General features: G+C 62.8%; 18 protein-coding genes. 9 read left to right on the forward strand and 9 right to left on the reverse strand.

Going from position 1 to position 17838, the window contains the following annotated elements:
* Nucleotides 1–38: 38 nt before the first annotated feature.
* On the reverse strand, nucleotides 39–1226 hold the full coding sequence (locus ACE04I_RS14905) for a hypothetical protein (protein ID WP_046792830.1): 1188 nt from the start codon (nucleotides 1224–1226) through the stop codon (nucleotides 39–41).
* A gap of 209 nt (nucleotides 1227–1435) precedes the next feature.
* Here ACE04I_RS14905 and parC point away from each other — a divergent pair, with 209 nt between their 5' ends.
* Nucleotides 1436–3694, forward strand: a complete 2259-nt coding sequence (gene parC, locus ACE04I_RS14910; RefSeq protein WP_046792829.1) for a DNA topoisomerase IV subunit A — start codon at nucleotides 1436–1438, stop codon at nucleotides 3692–3694.
* On the opposite strand, the gene ACE04I_RS14915 is transcribed toward parC, so the two are convergent.
* The 6 genes from ACE04I_RS14915 to ACE04I_RS14940 form a co-directional block, all read right to left on the reverse strand.
* Nucleotides 3695–3973, reverse strand: coding sequence for an AbrB/MazE/SpoVT family DNA-binding domain-containing protein (locus tag ACE04I_RS14915; RefSeq protein ID WP_245282035.1), 279 nt, complete (start codon nucleotides 3971–3973; stop codon nucleotides 3695–3697).
* Nucleotides 3974–3992: 19 nt separating this feature from the next.
* Nucleotides 3993–4874 carry a DMT family transporter gene (locus ACE04I_RS14920; protein WP_046792827.1) on the reverse strand — a complete coding sequence of 294 codons (882 nt, stop codon included), beginning with the start codon at nucleotides 4872–4874 and terminating at the stop codon, nucleotides 3993–3995.
* Between the two features lie 6 nt (nucleotides 4875–4880).
* Entirely contained in the window at nucleotides 4881–5642 is a 762-nt protein-coding gene (locus ACE04I_RS14925; protein ID WP_046792826.1) for an arginyltransferase, read from the reverse strand.
* Between the two features lie 142 nt (nucleotides 5643–5784).
* Nucleotides 5785–6243 carry an RDD family protein gene (locus ACE04I_RS14930; RefSeq protein ID WP_046792825.1) on the reverse strand — a complete coding sequence of 153 codons (459 nt, stop codon included), beginning with the start codon at nucleotides 6241–6243 and terminating at the stop codon, nucleotides 5785–5787.
* 72 nt (nucleotides 6244–6315) lie between these two features.
* Nucleotides 6316–7329 carry a porphobilinogen synthase gene (hemB, locus tag ACE04I_RS14935; RefSeq protein WP_046792824.1) on the reverse strand — a complete coding sequence of 338 codons (1014 nt, stop codon included), beginning with the start codon at nucleotides 7327–7329 and terminating at the stop codon, nucleotides 6316–6318.
* Between the two features lie 107 nt (nucleotides 7330–7436).
* Nucleotides 7437–7793, reverse strand: coding sequence for a cupin domain-containing protein (locus ACE04I_RS14940; RefSeq protein WP_487207246.1), 357 nt, complete (start codon nucleotides 7791–7793; stop codon nucleotides 7437–7439).
* 138 nt (nucleotides 7794–7931) lie between these two features.
* On the opposite strand from ACE04I_RS14940, the gene ACE04I_RS14945 reads away from it, so the two are divergent.
* The 7 genes from ACE04I_RS14945 to ACE04I_RS14975 all read left to right on the forward strand — a co-directional run bounded on the left by ACE04I_RS14945 (nucleotide 7932) and on the right by ACE04I_RS14975 (nucleotide 14480).
* Nucleotides 7932–8369 carry a DUF6163 family protein gene (locus tag ACE04I_RS14945; RefSeq protein ID WP_046792822.1) on the forward strand — a complete coding sequence of 146 codons (438 nt, stop codon included), beginning with the start codon at nucleotides 7932–7934 and terminating at the stop codon, nucleotides 8367–8369.
* Between the two features lie 232 nt (nucleotides 8370–8601).
* On the forward strand, nucleotides 8602–9114 hold the full coding sequence (gene ldtR / locus ACE04I_RS14950; protein WP_046793039.1) for a transcriptional regulator LdtR: 513 nt from the start codon (nucleotides 8602–8604) through the stop codon (nucleotides 9112–9114).
* 373 nt (nucleotides 9115–9487) lie between these two features.
* Complete coding sequence (locus ACE04I_RS14955) at nucleotides 9488–10813, forward strand: L,D-transpeptidase family protein (RefSeq protein WP_046793038.1); 1326 nt, start codon at nucleotides 9488–9490, stop codon at nucleotides 10811–10813.
* Between the two features lie 177 nt (nucleotides 10814–10990).
* Nucleotides 10991–12280, forward strand: a complete 1290-nt coding sequence (glyA, locus tag ACE04I_RS14960; RefSeq protein WP_046792821.1) for a serine hydroxymethyltransferase — start codon at nucleotides 10991–10993, stop codon at nucleotides 12278–12280.
* Between the two features lie 13 nt (nucleotides 12281–12293).
* Nucleotides 12294–12773: a transcriptional regulator NrdR gene (gene nrdR, locus ACE04I_RS14965; protein ID WP_046792820.1), complete on the forward strand. Its 480-nt coding sequence runs from the start codon at nucleotides 12294–12296 to the stop codon at nucleotides 12771–12773.
* Nucleotides 12774–12777: 4 nt separating this feature from the next.
* Nucleotides 12778–13866, forward strand: a complete 1089-nt coding sequence (ribD, locus tag ACE04I_RS14970) for a bifunctional diaminohydroxyphosphoribosylaminopyrimidine deaminase/5-amino-6-(5-phosphoribosylamino)uracil reductase RibD (RefSeq protein WP_046792819.1) — start codon at nucleotides 12778–12780, stop codon at nucleotides 13864–13866.
* Nucleotides 13866–14480: a riboflavin synthase gene (locus ACE04I_RS14975; protein ID WP_046792818.1), complete on the forward strand. Its 615-nt coding sequence runs from the start codon at nucleotides 13866–13868 to the stop codon at nucleotides 14478–14480. The genes ribD and ACE04I_RS14975 overlap by 1 nt, the downstream gene beginning before the upstream one ends.
* A gap of 4 nt (nucleotides 14481–14484) precedes the next feature.
* Here the strand turns inward: ACE04I_RS14975 and ACE04I_RS14980 are convergent, their stop codons facing one another.
* Nucleotides 14485–15024: a GNAT family N-acetyltransferase gene (locus tag ACE04I_RS14980; RefSeq protein ID WP_046792817.1), complete on the reverse strand. Its 540-nt coding sequence runs from the start codon at nucleotides 15022–15024 to the stop codon at nucleotides 14485–14487.
* A 121-nt stretch (nucleotides 15025–15145) separates the two neighbouring features.
* On the opposite strand from ACE04I_RS14980, the gene mqo reads away from it, so the two are divergent.
* Nucleotides 15146–16843, forward strand: coding sequence for a malate dehydrogenase (quinone) (mqo, locus tag ACE04I_RS14985; protein WP_046792816.1), 1698 nt, complete (start codon nucleotides 15146–15148; stop codon nucleotides 16841–16843).
* 81 nt (nucleotides 16844–16924) lie between these two features.
* Here mqo and ACE04I_RS14990 read toward each other — a convergent pair whose 3' ends face one another.
* Complete coding sequence (locus ACE04I_RS14990; protein WP_046792815.1) at nucleotides 16925–17209, reverse strand: acylphosphatase; 285 nt, start codon at nucleotides 17207–17209, stop codon at nucleotides 16925–16927.
* Nucleotides 17210–17838: the final 629 nt, after the last annotated feature.

A 17838-nucleotide genomic window follows, 5' to 3' on the forward strand; every position in this document is an offset into this window, starting at 1 on the left:
TTGCCGGGGCTTCATGATTCATTTTCTCCGCGGAGAGGTTATTCGTTCGCCGTCACCGTGACGCCGAGAACCTGGGGCAGCGTGTTCGGCGCACCCATCGCCGCTCCCATGATCATCGGAACGGGAACCGGCTTTTCGGGCCTGGCGCTGATCGTCAGGTTCCCCGGATTGTCGATATAGGTGTTGATCGCCGCGCTCACCATGTTCTGCAGCTCCGGCACATTGAGCTGCGCCAGCATCAGCGGAGCCATGCCTTTCACGATCTGCGCCATCTGCTGGCCGGAAACGCCCTGCTTCTTTCCGGTGAAGTCGAGCGCGCGCCCGGTGATGCCGGCATCCTCGAAGCGGATTTCGGCACTGTTGAAGGTGAGCTGCTGCATCAGCCCCAGCATGGCCAGGTTCGCCGCCTGCTGAGCTTCCTCCTTGTTGGGGTTTGCCTCCATGGCCGCTGTCGTTTCCTGAACGGATTTCAGAAACTGCAAAGTGTAGCCCGAGAGGCTGAATAGGAAGTCGAGCTTGCCGATGTTGTTGAAATCCAGCGCATATCGGGTGAGGTCGATTTTACCCGATGCGAGTTCCCAGCTTCCGGCAAGATCAACCCTGCCATCAAGTGTGGTGAGCCCGAGTTCGGTAATCGCCTCCTGAGCCTTTGGATCCGGATAGGTAGAGAGATCGGCTTTCACGCCGGTCATCGCGCCGCTGAAATTCATCGAGGATTTGTCTTCGGTGGTCGTCGCGGTGAAGTTGGTCTCGTCGACGGAGAAAACACTCTTTCCGTCTACGCTGACGTTCATCGGCCCCACATGGGCTTCCTCGTAGAACAATATGGTGTCGAGTGTATCGCCCGTCGTCTCAGCGGGAATGGAGACGCCGCTCATCGAGATGTCCGCTGCCGTGACCGTGGTCTTGTCCTGGGTGATATTGATGTTCGGGAAGCTGGCCTTCTCGACATGGTAGCCGCCATTGGCTTCCTGCACGCCTTCCAGAGTGATATCGCCAAGTGGCAGGCTTTCGGCGCTGGATGTCGGTTTGAAGGCTGCGCCCGCCAGTGTCACGGTCGAACCCTCGACATCGACGGATTGAGCCGTAACCAGGCCGCCTTGCTGCATCAATGCCGCATTGAGCTTGGTGAGAAGGTCGTTGCCGTCCAGCGCGAAGGCGGGGCCGGAAAGGATGCTTAAGGCCGCGCCGGCGAGCAGAAGCCGAGCCTTGCTGGAATATCTCATGAATTCCTCCTGGCGGGCGCCGCCCGCGTGTGGTTTGGAGGCGACCTTATATAAACAGCCTCGGAAAGGTCCAGTCTTCTGTTCCCGCAAGCGGTGCGATGGGATATGAGGGTGAATATATTGATCGCAAGCCGCTGAACCGGCTTTCATCCACAGTATGATCCCCCGCAATTCTTGCCGGGAATCAGGCTTTCCGATAGTCAAGGCCCATGGGACAAAATCTTACGCCTCCGCCCGGCGGTGAGGGTGGCGACAACATTCTTCCGGTCGATCTCAAGGCAGCGCTCGAGGAGCGTTACCTTTCCTATGCGCTGTCCACCATCACGCAGCGCGCCCTGCCGGATGTGCGCGACGGGCTGAAGCCGGTCCACCGCCGCATCGTCTACGCTATGAGCGAGATGGGCCTTCGTCCGAATGCCGCATTCCGCAAATGCGCCAAGATCGTCGGCGAGGTGATGGGTAACTACCATCCCCATGGCGACCAGTCGATCTACGACGCGCTGGCGCGCCTCGCGCAGGATTTCTCGCTGCGCTATCCGCTCGTCAACGGCCAGGGAAACTTCGGCAATATCGACGGTGATAGCCCCGCCGCCATGCGTTACACCGAATCCAAGATGACCGATGTCGCCGAGCTTCTGCTCGAGGGCATCGACCAGGATGCGGTGGATTTCCGCGATACCTACGACGAATCCAATTCCGAGCCGGTCGTTCTGCCGGGCGCCTTTCCGAACCTCTTGGCGAACGGCTCGTCGGGTATTGCGGTGGGCATGGCGACCTCCATCCCGCCGCACAACGCCCATGAGCTGTGCGATGCGGCGCTGCACCTCATCAAACATCCGGATGCGACGGTGGAAAAGCTGGTCGAATTCGTGCCCGGCCCGGACCTGCCGACCGGCGGCATCATCATCGACGGCCGGGAATCCATCATCGAATCCTATAAGACCGGCCGCGGCGGGTTCCGTGTTCGCGCCAGGTGGGAAACGGAGGATCTCGGCCGCGGCGGCTATCAGATCGTCGTTACCGAAATCCCCTTCCAGGTTCAGAAGTCGCGGCTGATCGAGAAGATCGCCGAGCTTCTGATCGCCCGCAGGCTGCCGCTGCTGGAAGACGTCCGCGACGAGTCCGCCGAGGACGTCCGCATCGTGCTGGTGCCGAAGAGCCGTACGGTCGATGCGACGCTGCTGATGGAATCGCTCTTCAAGCTCACCGAGCTCGAAAACCGCATTCCCCTCAACATGAACGTGCTCTCGCTGGGGCGCGTGCCGAGGGTGATGGGCCTGGGCGAAGTGCTGACCGAATGGCTGGCGCATCGCAAGGAAGTGCTGGTCCGCCGTTCGCGCCATCGTCTTGCAGCGATCGACCGGCGCCTGGAAATCCTCGGCGGCCTGCTCGTCGCCTACCTCAACATCGACGAGGTGATCCGCATCATCCGCGAGGAGGACGAGCCGAAGCCGGTAATGATGGAGCGCTGGTCGCTCACCGACATGCAGGTCGAAGCGATCCTCAACATGCGGCTGCGCGCCTTGCGCAAGCTGGAAGAGTTCGAGATCCGCACCGAGCATGACAATCTCACCAAGGAAAAGGCTGACATCGAGGCGTTGCTCGCTTCCGACGACAAGCAGTGGCGGGTGATCGAGGTCGAGATACAGGACGTCAAGAAGAAATACGCCAAGGCGACCGAACTCGGCCGTCGCCGCACCCAGTTCGCCGAAGCGCCGGATGCCGATATCGAGGCCATCCAGCAGGCGATGATCGAGAAGGAGCCGATCACCGTCGTCATCTCGGAGAAGGGCTGGATTCGCGCGCTGAAGGGGCACATCTCCGATACGGCCGCGCTCACCTTCAAGGAAGGCGATGTGCTGAAGCTGGCTTTCCCGGCGCAGACGACCGACAAGCTGCTGCTCGTCACCACCGGCGGCAAGGTCTACACGCTCGGCGGCGACAAGCTGCCCGGCGGTCGCGGCCATGGCGAACCCGTCCGTATCATGGTCGACATGGAGAACGATCAGGATATCCTGACCGCCTTCGTGCATGACCCGTCCCGCAAGGTCGTGATAGCCTCCACCGCCGGCTATGGCTTCATCGTGGCCGAGAGCGAGATGATCGCCAACACCCGCAAGGGCAAGCAGGTCATGAATGTCGGGATGCCCGACGAGACGAAGCTCGTCGTCCCGGTGACGGGCGACCATGTCGCCGTCGTCGGCGAGAACCGCAAGATGCTGGTCTTCCCGCTTTCGCAGCTTCCGGAGATGACGCGCGGCAAGGGCGTGCGCCTGCAGCGATACAAGGACGGCGGCATTTCCGACGTCAAGTGCTTCGCGATGGCCGATGGCCTTTCCTGGGAGGACAGCGCCGGCCGCTCCTTCACGCGCAACAAGGAAGAACTGCTGGAGTGGATGGGCGACCGGGCCGCTGCCGGCCGCGTCGTGCCGAAGGGCTTTCCGCGCAGCGGCAAGTTCGCGGGGTGATCAGCTCTTTGCGAGTTCGCTGAGCGCCTTGTGGTATTTCCTCATCGCCATTTTGGCGGCGAAGATCTGACGCTGGAACTCCTTATCGGAGATTTTCTGGGCATCGAATATTTCGATGCCAGTATCATCCACGCGGAGTTCGAGCGTTCGGCCTTCTTTCCACCCGAGGCGGTCGAGGACATCTCGCGGCAGGATGACGCCGCATTCTTCGCCGATCTGTTGAGTAGTGACTTTCGGGTCCATCACAACCACCCATGGTAGAGGCGCGTACTCTGCCATGGAGGGAGGCCGGGGAATACTATGAAGTTTGACAGGTTGCCGTTCTCATCCTCTCCACCCGCCGCATCTGCCAGGCCGAATAGCCGATAAGCGCGAGGATGAGGATCGCGCCGCCGAGAAGCGTTCGCGCGGCGGGCACTTCGGAGAAGATCATCCACACCCAGATCGGCGCGAGAATGGTTTCGAGCAGGTAGAACATGCCGACTTCGGGGCCGGAGAGATAGCGCGGGCCGGTCGCCAGGCACCAGAAGGCGAGCGGGATCATCACCGCGCCGTCGAAGGCGACCCAGAACGGCGCCTCCACGGAAAAGCTGTTTGCCGTCACGAAGAAGAGGCTGACGAGCGCGGGAAGGGCGGTCGCCACCAGCGGCACGAAGCCCATCTCTATGCGGGTCGCGCGCCCTATGGTGATGGCGCCTGCAAGCAGCAGCGATGTCAGCGCCGCCAGCGCGTCGCCGAGGAAATGCCCGCCCGCCATGCCGCCGGAGACGATCAGCCCGACGCCGGTCAGCATCAGCAGCATGGTGACGAGCGTGGAAATCGAGGGTGTCTCTCGCAGGAAAAGCCAGCCGAGCAGCGCGGCGAACATCGGCGTGAAGGCGACGATGAACACCACATTGGCGGTTGCCGTATGGAAGACCGCGCCGAGGAAGGTCATGGTCGACAGACCGTAGCAGAGGCCGGCGAGCAGTCCCGCCTTGCCTGGCATCAGCGGCGGCCGCGCCGAGCTGAAGCGGCGGATGACGAACCACAGCAGCAGGCTTGCGGCGAAGGTGACGGTGCTGCGGAGCGCGATCGTGGACCAGAGTTCGCCGTGGCCGAGCCGCACCAGCGGCACGTCGAAGGAGAGCGCGAGCCCGCCGATCGTGGTGAGCACGAGGCCCTTCTTGTGGTCGTTCATGGGCTGTCAGTCTTCCCTGGCGGCGTCGAAAAGCTCCCAGCCGCGGGGCGTCAGGTGCTCCTGCGGCTGAAAGCGGGTCTTGTAGCCCATTTTCGCCGATCCCTTCACCCAATATCCGAGATAGACATGCGGCAGGCCGAGCGTCTTGGTGCGGCTGATGTGGTCGAGGATCATGAAAGTGCCGAGCGATCGGCTCTCCACCTCGGGATTGAAAAAGGAATAGACCATCGAAAGCCCGTCGCTCATCATGTCGGTGAGCGCGACGGCGAGCAGTTCCCCGCGCGGCTGCTCGCTGATGCCCGAGCCCGGCTGGCGAAGGCGGTATTCGATCACCCGTGTGTTGACGTGCGTGTCCTCCACCATGATCGCATAGTCGAGCGCCGACATGTCCGACATCCCGCCCCGTTGGTGCCGCTCGTCCAGATAGCTCCGGAAGAGCGAGAACTGCTCGGTGGAGGGCTGGGCGGGATAGACGGTGGAGACGACATCGCGATTGTCGGCAAGCACCCGCCGCATCGAGCGGGTGGGGCGGAACTCATTGGCGAGGATGCGTACGGAAACGCAGGCGCGGCAGCCCTCGCAGGCCGGGCGATAGGCGATGTTCTGGGAACGCCGGAAGCCGCCCTGGGTCAAAAGGTCGTTCATCTCGGCTGCGCGCGGACCGACGAGATGGGTGAAAACCTTGCGCTCCATTTCGCCGGGGAGGTAGGGACACGCTGCCGGAGCCGTCAGATAGAACTGCGGTGAAGGCGTCGTCTGGGTGTTCATCGCGTCGCGACCGGTCCCGTCTATGTCATATACTGTTCATACCATGGCGCAGATTGGAAAAAGGTCAACCATGCCCTTTAGGGGAACGGCCCCCTCGCACGAATATTTCCGGGCCGCGTCTCGGCGAGACCCGGAGGCCGGGTCAGTTCGTGCGCACCATCACGGTGCCGAGCAGCAGGTCGTGCACGAGCCGCGAGCGCTCGAGGAACAGGCCTGCGAGCAGGATCAGCGGCGTCAGCACCGAATTGAGTATCCAGAAGAGCACCATGTGCACCACGGCGGTGAGGAAATCCATGGGGCGCCCGTCGGCGCGCATCAGCGCAATGCCCATGACGCGCATGCCGGGGGTGGCCTGGCTCGGTCCGCCGAGCGTCAGGCCGAAATAGAGCAGCGCCACGACCACGTAGAGCACCGGATAGAGGAACCAGCCGAGCCCGAGCGTGATGATGCCGAGGAAGAAGACCACCACGGCGGCGGGAATCCATAAGAGTCCCACGATCAGATAGTCGATGATGAAGGCGAAGACCCGGCGGGAAAGAACGCCGCTATAGGCGCGCCAGTCCTCCGGTGCGGTATAGGCGGGGTTCGGGTCGAGGCTCATCGTCGCATATCTCCGTTTATCGATCGGAATATGGGAAGAAGTGCCCTCATCCGCAAGATATAGCCGGAAGGCTCAGCCGCCCTTCGCCAGTTTCCTGGCCACGTCCACGGCGAAATAGGTGAGGATGCCGTCGCAGCCGGCGCGCTTGAAGCAGAGCAGCGTCTCCATCATGATCCGCTCGCCGTCGATCCAGCCGTTCATCGCGGCCGCCTTGATCTGCGTGTATTCGCCCGAAACCTGATAGGCGAAGACCGGCAGGCCGAAGGCCTCCTTGATGCGCCAGCAGATATCGAGATAGGCGATGCCGGGCTTGACCATCAGCATGTCGGCGCCTTCCTCCACGTCGAGGGCGGCGTCGCGCAGCGCCTCCGTGCCGTTGGCGGGCGAAATGTAATAGCTGTTCTTGTCGCCCTTCAGGAGGCCGCTTGTGTTGATCGCCTCGCGATAGGGCCCGTAGAAGCCCGAGGAGAATTTCGTCGCATAGGACATGATGCCGACATTCTGGTGACCGCTCGCGTCGAGCCCGCGGCGGATCGCCCCGATGCGCCCGTCCATCATTTCCGAAGGCGCGATGATGTCGGCGCCTGCATCGGCCTGCATGACGGCCGCCCTGACGACCTGATCCACCGTCTCGTCGTTGACGATCTCGCCGTCGCGCAGGATGCCGTCATGGCCGTGGCTGGTGAAGGGGTCGAGCGCCACGTCGGTGATGACGCCGATATTGGGCACGGCCTTCTTGATCGCCGCCGTCGCCTTGTTAATGAGGTTGTCGGCCACCAGGCTGTTGGAGCCCGTCTCGTCCCGCAGTTCCATCTCGATGTCCGGAAAGGTGGCGATCGCCGGAATGCCGAGGTCGGCGGCTTCCTTCACGGCCTCCACCGCCTTGTCGATGCTCATGCGGCTGACGCCCGGCATGGCCGCGATCGGGTCGACGATGCCGGTGCCGGGCACGATGAAGATCGGCCAGATGAGGTCGTCCACGGTCAGCCGGTTCTCCTGCACCATCCGCCGCGTCCAGTCGGCCTTGCGGTTGCGCCGCATGCGGCGATGGCCGGTGATCTCGTCGACCAGGTGCGTCTTGTCCATGGAACTGCCTCATCATTTGAATGCGTCGTTCCCGCTCCATATCACGCAGCCTGCCGGTTTGCGAATGCGCGCCATCGCCGCAAGCCGGCCGGTTGGGGTGGAAACACTCAAATCCACAAGTCGTTCTGCGCCGTGCGTTCTCCGCCTTCCTGGCCGGTGTTCAGCGTTCCCCGCGGCTCGATCAGCATCATCCTCACCTCCTTTTCGGCAAACGGCTTGTGCTGGACGCCCTTCGGCACCACGAACATTTCCCCAGGCCCCACATGGACGCTGCCGTCGCGGAAATCGATCCGCAGCGTTCCTTCGAGCACGATGAAGGTCTCGTCGGTATCGGGATGATCGTGCCAGATGAAGTCGCCCTGGATGCGAACCAGCTTGAACTGGTAGTCGTTCATCTCGGCGACGACGCGCGGCTGCCAGAGGTCCGGAATCCGGCCCAGCTTCTCGGCGAGGTTGATTGACATATGTGAAGTCTTGTTGTTGCTCATAGCGGCTCCTTCGGTTGGCGCTGATGCTTAGCAGGCCGGGGGCGGAGGCTCTTGAACGATCGTGCAGGCTGCCCGGCACTGGCGATCGGCGGGCATGGCGGATAGTGTGTGGACATGGAACCTGATTCACCTACCGTGCCGAAGCGCACGCTGACGGAGATCCTTTTCGTCATCTTCCTCAGGCTGGTCGCTGTCGCCTGCTTCTGGTTCGGCCTGCAATACTGGGGCATGCTGGTGGGCTATTCGCTGAACGGCCAGGCCCGTTTCGATTTGCTCAACCTTCCCTGGAAGGTGGCGGCCTCCTCGCTTGCCGTTCTCTTCCCGGTCGCTTCGCTCGGTCTCTGGCTCGCCGTATCGTGGGGGCCGGTGCTCTGGGCGCTTGCCGCTCTCTCCCAGCTTCTCATGTATCATATGTGGCCGGAGATCTTCGGACAGAACATGCTCGTGTCGCTGACGCACGGCCTCGTCGCGCTCGTCTACGTGCTTTTCCGCCTCGTTCTGTGGCTGGAGGAACGCCGCAAGGCCGAGCGGGTAAGAACTGATTTACCTTGATCCTAAAGCTTTCGCGCCGGAATCCGGCTCGGAAATTCCTCCTAAGTGATTGAAAAACAAGGGATGGAACTTTGTGGGTTGGGGAGGGGTGACCGATCCCCGGCGGCGGGAAAAATCCGTTAATGTCTCGTTAAGTATATGTTTTAATTCGAATTTTAAGTGCATTCGATAGGGTCTGTCTCAAGGCGGGAAGAAAAAATACACCGCCAAACGAAACAGTGAGGCAGTCATGATGAACACGAAACTGAAGCCGCAGGCTCCGGCCGTTGCTGATCCGCATGAAGAAACCATCCGCTCCCTCTATATGGAGTCGCTGCACCTGGTGGAACGCCTCCACCGCCGCCTTCTGGACGTCATCAAGGACGAGTTCGACCGCCAGGGTCGCGACGATGTCAACGCCGTCCAGGCGCTGCTCCTCTTCAACATCGGCAATTCGGAACTGACGGCAGGCGAGCTGCGCTCCCGCGGCTATTATCTCGGCTCCAACGTTTCCTACAACGTCAAGAAGCTCGTCGATCTCGGTCTCATCAACCATCAGCGTTCGCGCATCGATCGCCGCTCGGTCCGCATCAGCCTGACGCCGGCCGGCCAGGATATCGCAGAAACCGTGGCGAGACTCTATGAGCGCCACATCGGCTCGATCGAGAAGGTTGGCGGCATCGGCGAGGGCGAGTTCGCGCAGATGAACAAGCTCCTGCAGCGCCTCGACCGCTTCTGGAACGACCAGATCCTCTATCGCCTGTAATGGCAAAACCCGCGCCGGCCTCATCCACGGGAAAGGCGCCGGGTAAAAAAGACCTCCAGAGCAAACCGGATGCGTCCCTGCGCAGCCGGTTTTCGCCGTTTCCGAATGCCGGTCGGGGCGTGTGCCGGGCATTGGGCGAGGCGGCCGGAAAGAGCAAAAAAGTCACACACCTACACGCGAACGTGACGCGCCGGACACCTGACACGAATTGGCCATATTGCTATGGGACCGGCAAGATTGAACAGCCGGCGAAATCGCACTTTTGAAGCGTTGCGTTCGATCGAAAGACGGACGGCCGGCGGCGCCGGTTGCGCGTTTGTTAACCATATTCCCGTAGGCATGGACGAATGCTCGGGACCAGATGGGTAGTATGATGTCGAAGAAGATCGGAACTGAAGCTATTTCCCGCCGCTCGCTGCTGCGTTCGGCCGTCTCCGCCGGGGCTGCCGCGCTTGCCGCACCGGCGCTTGCGCAATCGGCTCTCGACGATCTCATCAACGCGCCGCGCCGCGGCACCTGGGATGACCAGTTCGACGCCAAGGTTTCCCGTTCGGCCGTCAGCGTCGTCTCCAACAATCCGGTCCTCGGTCCCTCGGGTCCTGCCAATATTCAGCAGGCGATCATGGATTACCAGATGATCGTCTCCAACGGCGGTTGGCCGCAGGTCAATCCGGGTCAGACGCTGCGCATCGGCGCCGTCGATCCCGCCGTTCAGCAGCTCCGCCAGCGCCTCATGATCTCCGGCGACCTCGACCGCTCCGCGGGCATGTCGAACGCGTTCGACAGTTACGTCGACGGCTCTGTCAAGCGCTTCCAGGCCCGCCACGGCCTGCCGGCCGATGGCGTGATGGGCGAATACACGCTGAAGGCCATGAATATCCCGGCCGATACCCGCCTGCGCCAGCTCGAGACCAATCTCGTGCGCCTGCAGTCCATGTCCGGCGATCTCGGACCTCGCTATGTGATGGTCAATATTCCGGCAGCCTATATCGAGGCAGTCGAGAACGACCGCGTCGCCCTGCGCAACAGCGCCGTCGTCGGCCGTATCGATCGCCCGACGCACGCCATCAACTCGAAGATCTACGAAGTCATCCTCAATCCATATTGGACCGCGCCGCGCTCGATCGTCGAGAAGGACATCGTGCCGCTGATGCGCAAGGATCCGACTTATCTCACCCGCAACAACATCCGCCTGATCGATGGCAGGGGCCAGGAAGTGGCTCCCGAGACGGTCGACTGGTTTGCTCCCAAGGCGCCGAACCTGATGTTCCGGCAGGACCCCGGCAAGATCAACGCCATGGCCTCGACGAAGATCAACTTCCATAATCCGAACAACGAATACATGCACGACACGCCCCAGCAGGGCCTGTTCAACAAGCTGATGCGCTTCGAATCCTCGGGCTGCATTCGCGTGCAGAACGTTCGCGATCTCATCACCTGGCTTCTGCGCGACACGCCCGGCTGGTCGCGCCAGGAGATCGAGCGGGTGATCTCGACCCGCCAGAACAATCCGATCAAGCTGGCGCAGGAAGTGCCGGTCTACATCGTCTACGTCACCGCCTGGTCGGCGACCGACCGTGTTGTCCAGTTCCGCGACGATATCTACCAGCGTGACGGCAACCAGGAACTGGCGCTGCAGACCACCACCGGCATCGAGCAGCCGGCCGGCTCGGTTGAGGAAGATTTCCTGCCGCAGTAAGCTATCTCCTCCCTGAGGAAACGGAGCCGTGTTCGTTCGCGAACGCGGCTTTTTCGTTTTTAGGGCACTTGCAATCGGAGTCCGGCCTGCAAATGTCGTTCCCCGTATTGCTCTGGGAAGGCCGTAAGGTTAAGACGCGGTTCTCACGCTTTCCCTTGCCTCCGAGGAGCTCAGCCCATGTCGAACACCGACGCATTCTTTTCTCGTCCGCTTGCAGAATCCGACCCGGAAATCTTTGGCGCGATCGAGAAGGAACTCGGTCGACAGCGGCATGAGATCGAGCTGATCGCCTCCGAAAACATCGTCTCGCGCGCCGTTCTCGAAGCGCAGGGCTCGATCATGACGAACAAGTATGCCGAGGGCTATCCGGGCAAGCGCTATTACGGCGGCTGCCAGTTCGTCGATATCGCCGAGGAACTGGCCATCGAGCGCGCCAAGAAGCTCTTCGGCGTTGATTTCGTCAACGTTCAGCCGAACTCGGGTTCGCAGATGAACCAGGCGGTCTTCCTGGCGCTCCTGCAGCCGGGCGATACCTTCATGGGCCTCGACTTGAACTCGGGCGGCCACCTGACCCACGGTTCGCCGGTCAACATGTCCGGCAAGTGGTTCAACGTCATTTCCTACGGTGTCCGCGAAAGCGACCACCTGCTCGATATGGACGATGTCGCCGAGAAGGCGCTGAAGCACAAGCCGAAGCTCATCATCGCCGGCGGCACGGCCTATTCCCGCATCTGGGACTGGAAGCGCTTCCGCGAGATCGCCGATTCGGTCGGCGCCTACCTCATGGTCGATATGGCCCACATTGCCGGCCTCGTCGCCGGCGGCCAGCATCCGTCTCCGTTCCCGCATTGCCATGTCGCGACCACCACGACCCACAAGTCGCTCCGTGGTCCGCGCGGCGGCGTCGTCATGACCAATGACGAGGATATCGCCAAGAAGATCAACTCGGCGGTCTTCCCCGGCCTCCAGGGCGGTCCGCTGATGCACATCATCGCCGCCAAGGCGGTCGCCTTCGGCGAGGCGCTGCAGCCGGACTTCAAGGATTATGCCGCGCAGGTCGTCAAGAACGCCAAGACGCTCGCCGCGACCCTGACGGAAGGCGGCCTCGATATCGTATCGGGCGGCACCGACAACCACCTGATGCTGGTGGACCTGCGCAAGAAGAACGCCACCGGCAAGCGCGCCGAGGCGGCGCTCGGCCGCGGCTACATCACCTGCAACAAGAACGGCATCCCCTTCGATCCGGAAAAGCCCTTCGTCACCTCCGGCGTCCGCCTCGGCACACCGGCCGGTACGACCCGCGGCTTCAAGGAAGCCGAGTTCGCCGAGATCGGCCGCCTCATCGTCGAAGTGCTGGATGGCCTCAAGGTCGCCAATTCCGACGAGGGCAATGCCGCAGTCGAGGCCGCCGTGCGGGAAAAAGTCGTGAAGCTCACCGACCGTTTCCCCATGTATCCGTACATGTGATCGGGAAGAGCTTATGCGCTGCCCCTATTGCGGTTCGGAGGATACGCAGGTCAAGGATTCGCGCCCGGCGGAGGATTCCACCTCCATCCGCCGGCGGCGCATCTGCCCGGATTGCGGCGGCCGCTTCACCACGTTCGAGCGGGTGCAGCTCCGCGAGCTGATGGTCACCAAGAAGACCGGCCGCAAGGTGCCTTTCGATCGCAACAAGCTGGTGCGCTCCTTCCAGATCGCGCTGCGCAAGCGGCCCGTCGATAACGACCGCATCGAGCGGGCCGTATCCGGCATCGTCCGCAGGCTAGAAAGCTCCGGCGAGAACGAGATTTCCTCCGAGGAAATCGGCCTGCAGGTTCTGGAAGCGCTGAAGAGCCTCGATGACGTGGCCTTCGTGCGCTACGCCTCGGTCTATCGCGATTTCTCCCATGCGGAGGATTTCGAGAAGGTCATTCAGGAAATCAACGCCAAGATCGCCCGCGATACGGGCGGGGAGCCTTAAGGTCATGGGCGGCGCGCCCGAGGACCGGGAATTCATGGCGGCCGCCATTCGGCTGTCGCGCCGCAATCTCGGGCTCACCGGCACCAATCCCTCCGTCGGCTGCGTCATCGTCAAGGATGGCGTGATCGTCGGCGAGGCGGTGACAGCACCCGGCGGCCGGCCGCATGCGGAAACCCAGGCGCTGGCGATCGCCGGCGAGGCGGCCCGCGGTGCCACCGCCTATGTCACGCTCGAACCCTGTTCCCACCACGGCAAGACGCCGCCCTGCGCCAACGCGCTGGTGGCATCCGGCGTCGCGCGCGTCGTCGTCGCCGTCACCGATCCGGACCCGCGTGTCTCCGGCCGCGGCCTTGCGATCTTGAGCGAGGCCGGCATCGAGGTGGAAACCGGCGTGCTGGAGGAGGAGGGGAGCCGCGCGCTCGCCGGCTACCTCATGCGCCAGACGAACGGCCGCCCGCATGTGACTCTGAAGCTTGCGGTTTCCGCCGATGGCATGCTCGGCCGGCGGGGCGAGGAGGTGGCGATCACCGGGCCCGAGGTCCGCGAGGAGGTTCATCGCCTGCGCGCCCAGTCGGATGCGATCCTTATCGGCATCGGCACGGCGCTGGCGGACGATCCCGAGCTCACCGTCCGGCTTCCCGGCCTCGAAGACCGGTCCCCCGTCCGCATCGTGCTCGACCGGCGGCTGGAACTGCCTGTTGATTCCAAACTGGTGCAGACGGCGAAGGTTGTGCCGGTAGTTGCCGTGGCTTTACCCTCTGGGCCGGAGGGGGGTGCATTGGTCGGTAAAATGAAAGCCCTCCAGGCCGCCGGCGTCGAAATTCTCGAAACACCCGATCTCCCCACCCTCCTGACCACGCTCGCCGCCCGCGGCATGTCCTCGCTGCTGGTGGAAGGCGGAGCCGTCACGGGCCGGGCCTTCCTCGATGCCGGGCTGGTGGACCGCATCCTCCTGTTCCAGAGCCCCGAGGCGATAGGCGAGGGCGGGCTTGAATCCCCGCTGACGCCATCCGATATGCCATCGGCGTTCAGGCTTGTCGGCGAGGGCGTCTACGGCCGCGATCGCGCATTCGATTACGAAAGGGTTTCCTGATGTTCACCGGAATTGTCACCGATGTCGGCACTGTCGAGAAACTCACGCCCATGGACGAGGGCCTGAAGCTCCGGATCGCCACCAATTACGATCCGAAGACCATCGACATGGGGGCGTCTATCGCCCATGCCGGCGTATGCCTGACGGTGACCGGCCTGCCGCAGGACGGCAGCAACGAACGCTGGTTCGAGGTCGAGGCCTGGGAAGAGGCCCTGCGGCTCACCACCATCTCCACCTGGGGGGAGGGCACCCGCGTCAATCTGGAGCGCCCGTTGAAGGTCGGCGACGAGCTCGGCGGCCACATCGTCTCCGGCCATGTGGACGACAAGGCGGAAATCCTCTCGGTCGAGTCGGAAGGGGAGGCCGTCCGCATCCGGCTTCGCGCGCCGGAGCATCTTGCCCGCTTCGTGGCGCCCAAGGGCTCGGTGGCGCTCGACGGAACCTCGCTCACGGTGAACGCCGTGGATGGCGCGGATTTCGACGTGCTTCTCATCCGCCATACCCTTGCCGTCACCACCTGGGGCGAGCGGAAGGCGGGCGATTTCGTCAACTTCGAGGTGGATACCATGGCGCGCTATGCCGCGCGCCTGGCTGAGTTTCCCGCCAAGACCTGAGTGCTTAGGCCGCCTGCGACCCCGCATTCTCGCGGCTGAGAACGACGATCGGGCCGTGATAATCGCTGCGGGCGAATTCGCGGAAGCCGAACTTGGAGGCGACGCGCAGCGAAGCCTCGTTTTCCGGGCTGATGATGCAGGTCATCCGCCGGTCCGGAAAATGCGTTTCCGCCCAGGCGATCAGCGCACCCATCGCTTCCGTCGCATATCCCTTCCCGTGGGCGGAGGGGATGAGCGCCCAGCCCGTTTCGAGCGTGCCTTCGATGGAAGGCTCGAAGCCGCGGCGCATGTCCTGGAAGCCTGCCTCGCCCAGGAGCCGGCCCGTCTCCTTTTCCTCGATCGCCAGGAAGCCGAAGCCCATCAGGTGCCACATGCCGTTGACGCGCAGCATCCGCCCCCATGCGCCTTCCCGGGTCATCGGAACGCCGCTGATGAAGCGGACGACCTCCGGCATGGCCCAGAATTCCGCATAGGCATCGAAATCCTCCAGCCGGTGCGCCCTCAGGATCAGCCTTCTGGTTTCGAGCGTGGGTATGCCGTTCATTGAACCCTCCTTCCGATCTCTTGCGCCGGTGTCACGATGTCGCGCGCGGTCTTGTCACCCTCTTGCCTTACCCTTATAGACGCACCTCGGGAGGATCGATAACCAACATTCGAGGTGAGCGATGCCTTCCCAGAACAAGAGCATCCATCCGCGCTCCCGTGATTTCGCGATGAGCCGTCGGCAACTTCTCGGCTCTGCCGCCACCGGCGCCGCCGCTCTCAGCCTTCCCGCGCTGCCGAGCTGGGCAGCTCCCGGTGAAACCACGGTCGATGTCCTCCTCATCGGCGGTGGCATCATGAGCGCGACGCTCGGCGTCCTGCTGAGCGAGCTGGAGCCCTCCTGGACGATCGAGATGATCGAGCGGCTCGATGATGTCGCGCTGGAAAGCTCCAACGGCTGGAACAATGCCGGCACCGGCCACTCCGCGCTCGCCGAACTCAATTACACGCCCGAAGACGTGAACGGCAATGTCCAGATCGGCCGGGCGGTGGAGATCAACGAAGCCTTCCAGATTTCCCGCCAGTTCTTCGCCCATCAGATGGACATGGGCGTCCTGAAGGAGCCGCGCTCCTTCATCAACTCCACGCCGCATATGAGTTTCGTCTGGGGAGACGAGAATGTCGCGTTCCTTGAAAAGCGCCACGAGGCGCTGAAGGCGAGCGCGCTGTTCTCCGGAATGCGCTTTTCCACCGATCACGACGAGATCGCCGAATGGGTGCCGCTCATGATCGAAGGTCGCGATCCGTCGCAGAGGATCGCCGCCACCTGGAGCCCGCTCGGCACCGATGTGAATTTCGGTGAGATCACTCGCCAGTATGTCGGGCATCTGAAGCAGCAGCCGGCATTCAATCTGCGCACCTCGTCCGAAGTGCGGGATATCCGCCGCAACGACGACGGCACCTGGAGCGTCTCTTACGTCGACACCAAGGACGGCTCGCAGAAAGGCACGACGAGGGCGAAGTTCCTGTTCCTCGGCGCCGGCGGTGCCGCGCTGCCGCTGCTCCAGATGTCGGGCATCCCCGAGGGGGATGATTATGCCGGATTCCCCGTGGGCGGGTCCTTCCTCGTCTGCGAAAAGCCGGAGATCGTGAACAGGCATCTCGCCAAGGCCTATGGCCAGGCCTCCGTCGGCGCACCGCCGATGTCCGTTCCGCATCTCGATACCCGCATGCTCGACGGCAAGCGTGTCATCCTTTTCGGACCCTTCGCCACCTTCTCGACCAAGTTCCTGAAGGACGGCTCCTATTTCGATCTGCCGGCCTCCGTCACGCTCGACAACATCTGGCCGATGCTGAAGGTCGGCATGGACGAATTCGGTCTTGTCCAATATCTCGCCGGCCAGTTGATGATGTCGGATGAGGATCACCTGACGGCTCTGCGCGAATATTTCCCGCAGGCCAATGCCGAGGACTGGCGCCTGTGGCAGGCCGGCCAGCGCGTGCAGATCATCAAGCGCGATGCGGAAAAGGGTGGCGTCCTGAAGCTGGGCACGGAAATCGTGGCGTCCGGGGATGGCAGCATCGCCGCGCTGCTCGGCGCTTCGCCGGGCGCGTCCACCGCCGCGCCCATCATGCTGGATGTGCTGAAAAAGGTTTTCCCGGATCGGCTCGCAACGCCCGAATGGCAGGAAAAGGTCCGCAGGATCGTTCCGAGCTACGGCATGAAGCTCAACGAAAATCCGGAGATTCTTGCCAAAGAATGGGCCGCCACCAGCGAGCGGCTGCAATTGGCCATCGCGCCGCCGGCCATCGACACGTCCGCTCTGGGAGCTCCCGCACCGGCCGGCGAGGTTCCCCGCGTTCCGGACATGGCGCTCTGAAAACCGCCATCGGGTACAAGCTTCCGCGCGGTCCTCGACGGGCGCGCGGAGGCAGGCCGTATTGGCGAATTTGCCGAGTCGTCAGCCGGTGATGCGGAATTCTCTCGGTATCTCGGCGGGCGCGGCCGGCTGCGTCTCCACGCTGGAGACCGAGGCAGCGGGAGGCCCGCGCTCCAAGCGCTCGATCATCGCCGCGACGGCAGCCTTCGGGCCGGCGATCAGCGCGGCCACCGATCCGTCCGCCTCGTTGCGCACCCAACCGGTGAGACCGAGCCGCACCGCTTCGTTACGTGTCCAGACACGAAAGCTGACGCCCTGTACCCTGCCTCTTACCCGCACCAGCACGGCTTCATGATCGTCGGACATGGCCGTCTTCCTTCTGCCAATCCCCTTGAGATGGAGATCCGGCAGATGCCGTCAAGGGGGTGAGGAATGGTCGGCAGGCCAGAGTGGCTGGTGGAGTCGAGATGGCACTCGGCGAGCAAGTAGGACGCCACGGTTGCCGCGCACTCCCGTCATTCCTGTCCCCGGACTTGATCCGGGGATCAGTCACAGGAATCCAGCCGCCGTGCGTCTGCACGGCGAGAAGACCCATGCCGTCTTAAGGCTGTTGTTTGTGCGTAGATCCTCGGGACAAGCCCGAGGATGACGAAAGGGAAGGTTGGAGCAAGGGTGTCCCGATCAGTCGCCGAGGATTGGATCACTGCCGGCATCACTAGAGGCACCGCAGCGAGGGCTGGTATCGCTGGCTGTGCCCAGGCACGGCATCGAGTTTGGCACCTTTTGCAGAACCTCAAGGTTCGTCATCCTCGGGCTTGTCCCGAGGATCTACCGCACAAACAAGCCGTTCTCTTCGTTCAAGTGGGGATGATCCGGCACCTCTTTCCCGATATTTCAATAACTTACCCATTTCTCCGTCCCCGCTCTCCAAATCCGCTCCATAATCTCCCGGTCCTGTTTCGGCTGCACCGGTCAAGCATCGCCGGCGAGATGGG

The sequence above is a fragment of the Rhizobium moroccans genome (assembly GCF_057559155.1).

What these genes read in the sequence shown, in the direction of transcription:
- ACE04I_RS14915 (WP_245282035.1), bottom strand. Translation starts at nt 3,973, where the DNA reads ATGGCAGAGTACGCGCCTCTACCATGGGTGGTTGTGATGGACCCGAAA.
- ACE04I_RS14930 (WP_046792825.1), bottom strand. Translation starts at nt 6,243, where the DNA reads ATGAGCCTCGACCCGAACCCCGCCTATACCGCACCGGAGGACTGGCGC.
- ribD (WP_046792819.1), top strand. Translation starts at nt 12,778, where the DNA reads ATGGGCGGCGCGCCCGAGGACCGGGAATTCATGGCGGCCGCCATTCGG.
- ACE04I_RS14975 (WP_046792818.1), top strand. Translation starts at nt 13,866, where the DNA reads ATGTTCACCGGAATTGTCACCGATGTCGGCACTGTCGAGAAACTCACG.
- hemB (WP_046792824.1), bottom strand. Translation starts at nt 7,329, where the DNA reads ATGGACAAGACGCACCTGGTCGACGAGATCACCGGCCATCGCCGCATG.
- ACE04I_RS14920 (WP_046792827.1), bottom strand. Translation starts at nt 4,874, where the DNA reads ATGAACGACCACAAGAAGGGCCTCGTGCTCACCACGATCGGCGGGCTC.
- ACE04I_RS14955 (WP_046793038.1), top strand. Translation starts at nt 9,488, where the DNA reads ATGTCGAAGAAGATCGGAACTGAAGCTATTTCCCGCCGCTCGCTGCTG.
- nrdR (WP_046792820.1), top strand. Translation starts at nt 12,294, where the DNA reads ATGCGCTGCCCCTATTGCGGTTCGGAGGATACGCAGGTCAAGGATTCG.
- ACE04I_RS14940 (WP_487207246.1), bottom strand. Translation starts at nt 7,793, where the DNA reads ATGTCAATCAACCTCGCCGAGAAGCTGGGCCGGATTCCGGACCTCTGG.
- ldtR (WP_046793039.1), top strand. Translation starts at nt 8,602, where the DNA reads ATGAACACGAAACTGAAGCCGCAGGCTCCGGCCGTTGCTGATCCGCAT.
- ACE04I_RS14945 (WP_046792822.1), top strand. Translation starts at nt 7,932, where the DNA reads ATGGAACCTGATTCACCTACCGTGCCGAAGCGCACGCTGACGGAGATC.
- mqo (WP_046792816.1), top strand. Translation starts at nt 15,146, where the DNA reads ATGCCTTCCCAGAACAAGAGCATCCATCCGCGCTCCCGTGATTTCGCG.
- ACE04I_RS14925 (WP_046792826.1), bottom strand. Translation starts at nt 5,642, where the DNA reads ATGAACACCCAGACGACGCCTTCACCGCAGTTCTATCTGACGGCTCCG.
- ACE04I_RS14980 (WP_046792817.1), bottom strand. Translation starts at nt 15,024, where the DNA reads ATGAACGGCATACCCACGCTCGAAACCAGAAGGCTGATCCTGAGGGCG.
- glyA (WP_046792821.1), top strand. Translation starts at nt 10,991, where the DNA reads ATGTCGAACACCGACGCATTCTTTTCTCGTCCGCTTGCAGAATCCGAC.
- parC (WP_046792829.1), top strand. Translation starts at nt 1,436, where the DNA reads ATGGGACAAAATCTTACGCCTCCGCCCGGCGGTGAGGGTGGCGACAAC.
- ACE04I_RS14990 (WP_046792815.1), bottom strand. Translation starts at nt 17,209, where the DNA reads ATGTCCGACGATCATGAAGCCGTGCTGGTGCGGGTAAGAGGCAGGGTA.
- ACE04I_RS14905 (WP_046792830.1), bottom strand. Translation starts at nt 1,226, where the DNA reads ATGAGATATTCCAGCAAGGCTCGGCTTCTGCTCGCCGGCGCGGCCTTA.